8 protein-coding genes are annotated in these 8228 nt (G+C 48.2%); 1 reads left to right on the forward strand and 7 read right to left on the reverse strand.

Annotation, left to right across the window (positions count from 1 at the left end):
- Nucleotides 1-51 precede the first annotated feature (51 nt).
- The 7 genes from ACKFKH_RS23135 to ACKFKH_RS23165 form a co-directional block, all read right to left on the reverse strand.
- Nucleotides 52-513, reverse strand: a complete 462-nt coding sequence (locus ACKFKH_RS23135; RefSeq protein WP_446860719.1) for a nuclear transport factor 2 family protein — start codon at nucleotides 511-513, stop codon at nucleotides 52-54.
- Nucleotides 510-1412 (reverse strand): alpha/beta hydrolase, encoded by a 903-nt coding sequence (locus ACKFKH_RS23140; RefSeq protein WP_446860720.1) that lies wholly within the window; start codon nucleotides 1410-1412, stop codon nucleotides 510-512. The genes ACKFKH_RS23135 and ACKFKH_RS23140 overlap by 4 nt, the downstream gene beginning before the upstream one ends.
- 248 nt (nucleotides 1413-1660) lie before the next feature.
- Nucleotides 1661-2581, reverse strand: a complete 921-nt coding sequence (locus tag ACKFKH_RS23145; RefSeq protein WP_446860721.1) for an SDR family NAD(P)-dependent oxidoreductase — start codon at nucleotides 2579-2581, stop codon at nucleotides 1661-1663.
- A gap of 114 nt (nucleotides 2582-2695) precedes the next feature.
- Nucleotides 2696-3223 (reverse strand): DsbA family protein, encoded by a 528-nt coding sequence (locus ACKFKH_RS23150; protein WP_446860722.1) that lies wholly within the window; start codon nucleotides 3221-3223, stop codon nucleotides 2696-2698.
- A gap of 195 nt (nucleotides 3224-3418) precedes the next feature.
- A complete protein-coding gene (locus ACKFKH_RS23155; RefSeq protein WP_446860723.1) occupies nucleotides 3419-4048 on the reverse strand; it encodes a response regulator in 630 nt (209 codons plus the stop codon).
- Between the two features lie 12 nt (nucleotides 4049-4060).
- A complete protein-coding gene (locus ACKFKH_RS23160) occupies nucleotides 4061-6379 on the reverse strand; it encodes a GAF domain-containing protein (RefSeq protein WP_446860724.1) in 2319 nt (772 codons plus the stop codon).
- Nucleotides 6380-6495: 116 nt separating this feature from the next.
- Entirely contained in the window at nucleotides 6496-7425 is a 930-nt protein-coding gene (locus tag ACKFKH_RS23165; protein WP_446860725.1) for a LysR family transcriptional regulator, read from the reverse strand.
- A 211-nt stretch (nucleotides 7426-7636) separates the two neighbouring features.
- Between ACKFKH_RS23165 and ACKFKH_RS23170 the strand changes: the two genes are divergently transcribed.
- Nucleotides 7637-8095 (forward strand): nuclear transport factor 2 family protein, encoded by a 459-nt coding sequence (locus tag ACKFKH_RS23170; protein WP_446860726.1) that lies wholly within the window; start codon nucleotides 7637-7639, stop codon nucleotides 8093-8095.
- Nucleotides 8096-8228: the final 133 nt, after the last annotated feature.

Genomic DNA, 8228 nt, shown 5'->3' on the forward strand with positions numbered 1-8228 from the left:
TGTCCTCAGTAATGCTTCGAGTCTGTTGATCACAATCGTAAACTTGGAAGGTTAATCTGCAAATGCCGGGGTTGGGTCAATAAAAATGCGGTAGTCTGCAATCTTTTCGTCTTGCAACCGCAGAGTGCTAGTGCAAGGTAATTTTACGATTCTGCCGTCTGGAAAGGTATAGGTTACGATCGCCTCTACACTTACGACAGACCCCTTCTCCCAACTGCCCCGCCAAATGCCTTGGATACTGTGCTGAATTGCTATAAAGCGTTGAGCCGCTTGCAAGAAAGCTGCGTGAACTCTAGGAATTCCAACTAGCGCAGAGGCGTTTCCCATTTGCAACCGGATGTCGGGCTGCATAAAGGCAACAATCAAGTCAGGTTGGCGGGAATCGACAGCCGCAAAAAACTGCTTTGCCCAGGTAACACTGTTAGATTCTGCTTGACTGTTTGAAGACATTGCTAGAAAACTCATTACGCTTGCACCTCCTAGCAGCGACAAAGTTCTACGAGTAATTTTCATGATCCTGTTCCCAGGGCTGCTCTGAGCTTGTTCACGGTGAGCGCGATCGCTTCATTCACCGTTTGAGGTTGATCATAGAAATCAAACTGTTGGCGATCGGGCAACCAAACAATCTGCTTGTTTTGACCAGGGATTGCTGCAAAAAACTGACGCGCTCCATCGGGAATCGCAGCTTTTTCACTGTGAACAAACAGCGTTGGTACTTTGATGTTTTTTGCCTGAGGCATGGGATTAAAGGTCAACCACTCTGCCCAAGATGCCACGGCAAATCGATTGTCCCACTGGGGAATTGCTCCACGCTTGGGATTTTGATAGTAGTCAATTTCGCCAAACATCGGCGAGTTTTTGTCAGTCTTGCTTGTTGCTGGAACGTACTCTGCTTTCCCAGTTTTCTGAAAGTCAGCTTCCGCCTTTCGTCCTCTCGCAATCAGCTTTTGAACTGTGGCTTCTCCGCCATAGACCTTGTTTACAATTTGAGGGTCATGAATCCACGGTGCGATCGTAACCAGGGCCTTGATGCGAGAATCTTCTGCGGTCGCAGTGACCATGTAGCCTGCACTCGCACAAATACCCAGTCCAGCAATCCGATCGACATCCACAGCATCCACGGTTTGTAAATAGGTCACAGCGTTCTTGATATCGGCAATCTTAGCTGTGGGAGATTCAAAGTCTCGCAGCTTGCCGCCACTTTCCCCAAAGGAGCGGAAGTCAAAAGCTAAGGCAGCATAGCCTTGTTCAGCTAGTTTTTGGGCATAGAGCGCTGGCATTTGCTCTTTGATAGTCATCCAGGCTCCCGTCACGATTAGAGCAGTCAGCTTGTCACCCGCTTTGTAAGTAGTCGGAAGATAGAGATTTCCAACCAGAGTTTCCCCTTGACTTACAAAGGTGACTTTGTTCATTCTAGGCTTAAGGGCTGTTGGTTGATTGGCTGTCAGAGTTGCAGGTTGATGGGTGGGGGCTGATTGCTTATTCGTTTGCGCGCTACAGGATAGCGACATTGCAGTGCTAAGTGTGATGAGGGAGAAAATGCAGAAGCGAGTTAGGGATTGCATCATCTGACTCCAAGAGTTTGAATGTCTTTGCGATACTAAGTTCTTGCTCCGTGATATCAAAATCTTGCGGACTCATATGAGTTATTTGAGTTGCGTCATGAGAGTAGTCCACAAGTGACATCCACGGCCGACCCATGAAAAGCACTACCTTGGGGAGAAGCCAAGAATAGAACGGTTTCAGCCATTTCTTCAGAAGTGTTGGCTCGTCCGATCGGTAACGTTTTCTCGCCTTCCTCAAAGGCAACTTTTCGTTGAGCAAACGCATAGCGCAGCATGAGGGTATCGACTCCCCCTGGAGAAATCGAACAGACTCGAATATTGTTGCGGGCGTATTCCAATGCAGCCACACGAGTTAGTGAGATCACCGCATGTTTGCTGGCATTGTAGGGAGCGATTTCGGTATAGCCCTTGTGTCCTGAAACAGAAGCATTGTTAATAATCACGCCTCTTCCTTGCTTTAGCATTTGAGGAATCTCATACTTCATCGATAAAAAGACTCCCAATGCATTGATGTTCATCGTCTCGATGTAGTCTTTCGTCGGTTGTTCGTGAAGTTTGACAAATTTTGGATTGACAATTCCAGCATTGTTAAAAGCAACATCAATGCGACCATAGCGACGCACACAATCATCAATGAATGCTTTTACTTCTGCTTCGCTTTGCACATCTGCTCTTTGATAAGTCGCTCTACCACCTTTGGAATTAATTGAGTCTGCCACCTGCTTGCCCAAGTTCTCACGCCGACCGCAGAAATGCACGATCGCCCCTTGTTGAGCAAACGATCGTGCGGCTGCCTCACCAATTCCTGAAGTTGCCCCTGTAATCAGCACGACCTGGTTTGCAAATTGCCCTTTCTGACTGTCTTGAGGGGCGGTTTGAGCGATTTCCTCATTGCGCTCACCAGTCGGTTGACTATTCGCCTGGGCGTATCCTGCAACAGCAGCAGTCGTGACACCTGCGATTCCGATTCCGCCTTGCAGCAACAGTCGTCGATTAAGTTTCTTTGATTTTGACATGGTTAGATGTTCTCCCCAAATGAGGGTTATTAAGGCTTTGTGAGACGGTTTTACGCTCTCTAGTAGAGTGTCTAAAATTTTGTCAGGAACCCAGTAGCAAATATCTCGGCGCGATCACAAGGCTGATAGCCTTTGAGTCGTTGCCAGGATTGCATCGAAAGTGTAAGCCCCGTTGTAGCGATCGCCATTGATAAAAAATGTCGGTGTCCCATTCACACCGCTATGAATTCCGCTGATTAAGTTTTCACACACCTGCGCCGCATGTCGGTGATCTGCGATCTCTTGTTCAAAGCGATCGCAATCGATTCCCAGACTTGCAGCATAGTGCAGCAATTGTCCGTTCCCAAGCCTCTGTTGATGGGTAAATAAATAGTCATGGATTTCCCAGAATCGCCCTTGAGCATTCGCGGCTTCCGCCACCTCAGCCGCATATTGGGCATAGGGATGAATCGCGGTCAGAGGAAAGTGGCGAAATGCAAAACAGAGACGATCGCCCAACTGTTGGCGAATGCGATCGACCATTTGATGAACTTGACGGCAGTGAAAACATTGGTAATCTCCATATTCAACGAGTGTGATAGGCGCAGTCTCTAGCCCTAAAATGTGGTCATCTTTCTGAAGGGGTGGTGTCAATTTGCCCATGACAAGTTCATTGCTTGCTAGAACACCCTGAAAGATCTGCTCAGGTGAATCTAAGAAAACTTTAATGTGATTACTCTATCGCTAGAACTGGTATTTGCAAATGAGCAGCAAGCTTATTTTCTACTCTACTAATCCGCAGAGAGATTTCTATATCATTCAGCATAGCTGTGGATTGTAATGTTCTTTCTGACGGGATTACAGGCGAACCAGTCCACGTCTTACGGCTAACATTGCTGCTTGGGTACGATCGCTAACTTCCAGTTTCGACAAGATGTTATTCACATGGGCGCGAACTGTTCCCTCGCTAATTCCGAGTTCTCTACCAATGTCCCGATTCCCGTATCCCTTAACCATCCAGCGCACCACTTCTAGTTCTCGCATCGTTAACTCAGTCCAGGTCATGCGGTCTGCAAGCTTTGCTGCCACATGCGATGGAATGTATTTTTGCCCCCCATAGGCCATTCTGATCACTGCCAATAGCTCACTGGGCGGTGCGTCTTTGAGCAGGTAGGCCATTGCTCCAGCTTGCAGACTGCGATAGATATCCTCGTCGGTATCATAAGTGGTCAGGGCAACAAACCGCCCGTTGCTAAATTCTTCACGCAGAATTGCGATCGCTTTGACTCCATCGATCTCTGGCATTCGCAGATCAATTAATGCCACGTCGGGCTGACACTGCCGAAAGGAATCAATGACTTCTCGGCCGTTGCTTGCTTCTGCAACGATCGTCATGTTTGGTTGTCGCCCAATCAAAGCTGCCAATCCCTGAAGGACGATCGGGTGGTCGTCGGCAATTAGGATGCGAATCAGTGGGGTTTGAGTCACACGATACTCCTATCATTGAGGCAAAATCGGAACGGTGATCTGAATGCAAGTGCCTTGCTGTGGGTCGCTGACAATGCTCAATTGGGCTGCCATCTGATCGGCTCTTTCTTGCATTCCGATCAAACCATACCCTGAAGCCAGCGAAGTGTTTGCATCGAACCCTTGACCATTATCTTTTATATGCAGATAGATTTGGTTTAGTTGATAGTCAAGCTCAATCTCGACTTGATTAGCATTGGCATGTCTCAAAACATTGGTAAAGGCTTCTTGGGCAATGCGTAACAAATGATCCTCGATCGAGGGGGTCAGCGAATACGGAATTCCCACAAGCCGATAGTTTGTTTCCAGCGATGTACCGATTGCCATTTGCTCTGTCAGGTGTTCGAGCGCGGCTTCGAGGGGTTCAGTTTCGAGCGATCGTGGGCGCAAAGCTCGCACCGATCGTCGCGCTTCGTGTAGTCCGTTTTTGGCTAGTGCGATCGCCTGCGATAGATGTGCTTTTTGATCCCAAAGGTTAGTTGTGTAATTATCAGTTGCGGCTTGCAGTTGCACGATGATTCCTGTTAGACACTGTGCTAGAGTGTCGTGGATCTCGCGGGCGAGGCGGTTTCGTTCTTCTAGAATTGCCGCTTGTTTTGCCTCATGTTGTCCTTGTTTGGCAAGCTGCATTAGTTGAATGGCTAGTGTCGCTTGATGGGTGAGTGCCTGCACCAGCTCCAATTCTTCAGGCTGATACTGGCGATACTTAGTGCTGCGTAGTGTGATGTTGCCTAAGAAGGTGTCGCCAAACAAAAGCGGAACCACCAAAATTTGTTTGATGCCACGATCGAGGTTGTGAGAATAGTGTGCGACATCCTGAATCAAAATTTGTCGCTGCTTGAGGAGTGGCATGTATTGATCGTCCCATTGGCGGGGCGGGTTTGGGGTGCGGGCACAGGGATGACAAATCTCTTTGCTGCGCTGAATTTGTCCATTTTCGTAGTTGAGATGCAGCAGGGTAGTGTCGTAGACTTCGCTGTAAATATAAATCCCCGCAGATCGATCGTTCAATTGATCCGCGATCGCTTGCAGCATGTAGCCGAGGCAGTTGTCTAATACAGGTTCTAGCGCCAGGGTGGTGAGCGTTTTGACTAGGGCTTCAGTTTGTCCGCGTGAGACTTGTTCAGCGCGTCGCCGCTCTGTCACTTCTGTTTGTAGGGCAGCATTGATGGTTTCGAGTTCTTGCGAACGCTCTGCGGCACTTTGTGTTCTCGCCTGTTCTATTTGCAGAAGTTCTTCGTCTTTTGCCTGACGCTCGATCGCCGCTGCAATGCTATCCGCCGCAATCTTCAAAATCGCAATTTCCGCCTGGTCGAACAGGCGCGAAGATTCGCAATTGTCAAAGCTGACCAACCCCCAAGGTTGATCTTTCACTACAATGGGGACAGCCAGCATCGAAGTGTTTCTTTGAGCCTCGAAAATACTGCGCGTCGGTTCCGGCAGATCAGCCACCAGAAAATCAATCACTTCTGCCGCTAAGAACTGCTCGTAGAGTCCGCCCATATCTTCCCAAAGTAGAGCGCTCTGAAGTTGAGGCGTACAGACGACCGAAGCTGATACATCTACCTTGCACCACTCCGCCGGGATCTGTACGGCTGGCTTTCGTAACGTTGGATGGGTGATGTCTTGAACAATGCTACAGCGATCGCTCCCCACCGCTTCCCCTAACAATCGCACCACATCGGGAAGCACAGTCGTGTAATCAGAGGACTTCAGCAGTAGATTTGCAACTTCAGCGATCGTGCTAAGAAGTTGGGCGCGTTCTTGAGCCGCGCGATCTTTTTCCGCAAGCAATTTCTTTTGCAGGGCAAAGAAGTCGCTGTAATTGGCGTTAATTTCGACAATTTCCTCAACCTCGCCATGAGCGTTCCGAATCGGTACATAATGTCCTCGCCCGTAGTGGAGTTTGCCTCCTGCCAAGTCTCTCGATGCATCGTAGGTGGTCGGAGGTTCGATGACGGCTTCTCCAGCAAACGCTCGTTGCATATAGGGCAGTGTGCCATTTTCAACCAGTTGAGGATTGCTAAAGATTGGACAAGCCTGCTCATTTAACTGGTCGATCGTCAGTCCAAATAAGTTCTCAGCCGCCGCATTCATCCGCGTGATGTAGCCATCTGTGTTAATCGACAACATGCTAATGGGCGCATTTTCAAAGATCTGCCGATAGCGCAATTCGGATTGACGCAGGCTTTCATACTGCACGACGAGGCGATCGTTCTCCTGCCTGAGTTGAGCGAGTTCCAGACAGAGGCAGCTATTTTCCTGCTGAAGTTGGGTAATCAGATTAGCCATGATTTCAAAGGAGAATCAGTTATGAATCATTATGATGCGTTTGGAAGTCTGGCACACTCTGTTTTAAGCTACATGAGACTCTGGGGTTGATAAATTGCTGTTTGCAACAGTTCTCGTTAGGCTCTAGCGTTAGTAGTTTTAGAGCTAGTGGTTGAGCGATCGTCCTGCACTCCTTCATTCAACAAAACTACCAAAAATTTCTGTAGGGTTGGGGAGATAAGATCTTCACGCCAAGCCGCTGCAAACTTGAGAGTAATAGGCGAATCTGCCAGAGGTCTACAAATAACGTTTGTACCAACAACAGGCCGGACGCACTCTGAAACAAAGGTGATGCCAATCCCCGCCGCCACCAAACATACACGGGTTTGTAATGAAATAGACTCTTTGACAATGTTAGGTTGAAAGCCAAGTTGCTCACAGAGTTGAATAAATCCATCGTAAAGCGCAGGGCCCTCCTGACGAGGATGGATGATAAAGGCTTCATTCGCTAAAGCAGCAGCAGGGATTTTAGTGTAACCAAGCAAGGGATGTTTTTTGGGTAGCACAACCAGGAATTGCTCTTCCAGAATCGGATGCAGTTTCAACCCACGCTCATCAATTGGTGGGTGCAGAAACGCTAGGTCTATTTTGCGTTCATTCAAGGCGGCAACCTGAGCCTCGGTTGAAAGCGCTTGCAGATTGAGTTCGACCTGGGGAAAACGATCGCGGAATCGCCCTAACAGCTCTGGAAACACTGTGTAGGTTGCGGTGGAGGTGAAACCAATGGTTAGCTGTCCGACTTCTCCACGAGCAGTGCGTTTGGTGAGGTCGATCGCGCGCTCTTCCTGGGCAAGCAGTTGTTTCGCCTGTTCCAAAAATACCTGTCCTGCGATCGTCAACCGGACTACCCGCTTCGTCCGAGTTAGGAGAACAACACCTAGTTCACGCTCCAGCACCACAATTTGCTTGCTCAAAGCAGGCTGCGTCAGGTGCAACCGCTCGGCTGCTCTGCCAAAGTGCAGTTCTTCAGCCACAGCCACGAAATAGCGAAGCAAACGAATTTCCATTTTAATAACTGCTGGTTATTAATAATGCATCAATTATGAATTGGACAGACGGAAACTGCACGACTAAAGTAAAGAAAAGTAATATCCAAACGTTGTTCTTGAGGAATACAAGATGAATCGAAAAGTATTGTTACTTGCTTGCTCTGCTCTTTTGCTTTGCGTCGGACTATCTTTTGTGAGTGGTGTCAATGCGATACCATCAAGCGCAGCCATGTTAGACCAAAAAATGAGTGCTAAACCAGTCTCTTCCAAGCGCATTGAGGTTGTTAGACGATTTGTTCAGGCAGTGGAAGCTAAAGATATCAGCACAGTTAATCAACTGATCACAGACAACATTGTTCTGGAACAACCTTATTCGCCATTGCAACCGGGAGGACTTCGAGTCGAAGGCAGGCAGGCTGTTAATGCTTTTTTCAATCGAATCTTTAGTCAATATTCTCAAATTCGATTTGTTAATATAGTCTTTCGGCAGTCACGGTTTGACAATGCTGTGATTCTTGAAGGACAGGGTGATTTTCTGGTGTCAAGCAACCCAACTCCCTATCGCAATCAGTACATCGGGGTCATTGAGGTTGTTGATAGTCAAATAGTTCTCATCCGAGAGTATTTCAATCCATTAATTCAACCTGAAGCATCTAATCCTGGATCGAGTCAACCGAATAGGCAGTAGGGCACCTCGAAAAATCCAATTCGAGAGTCTTAAGTCAGACACCCCCAGCAAAGCTGGTGGCTTGATGAATGTGACCGCCCCAAGGGCGGGTGTCCTTGCTGAAGGTGTCTGTGAGTCAATTAGAATCGTCCAC

The organism is Phormidesmis sp. 146-20 (assembly GCF_052939475.1).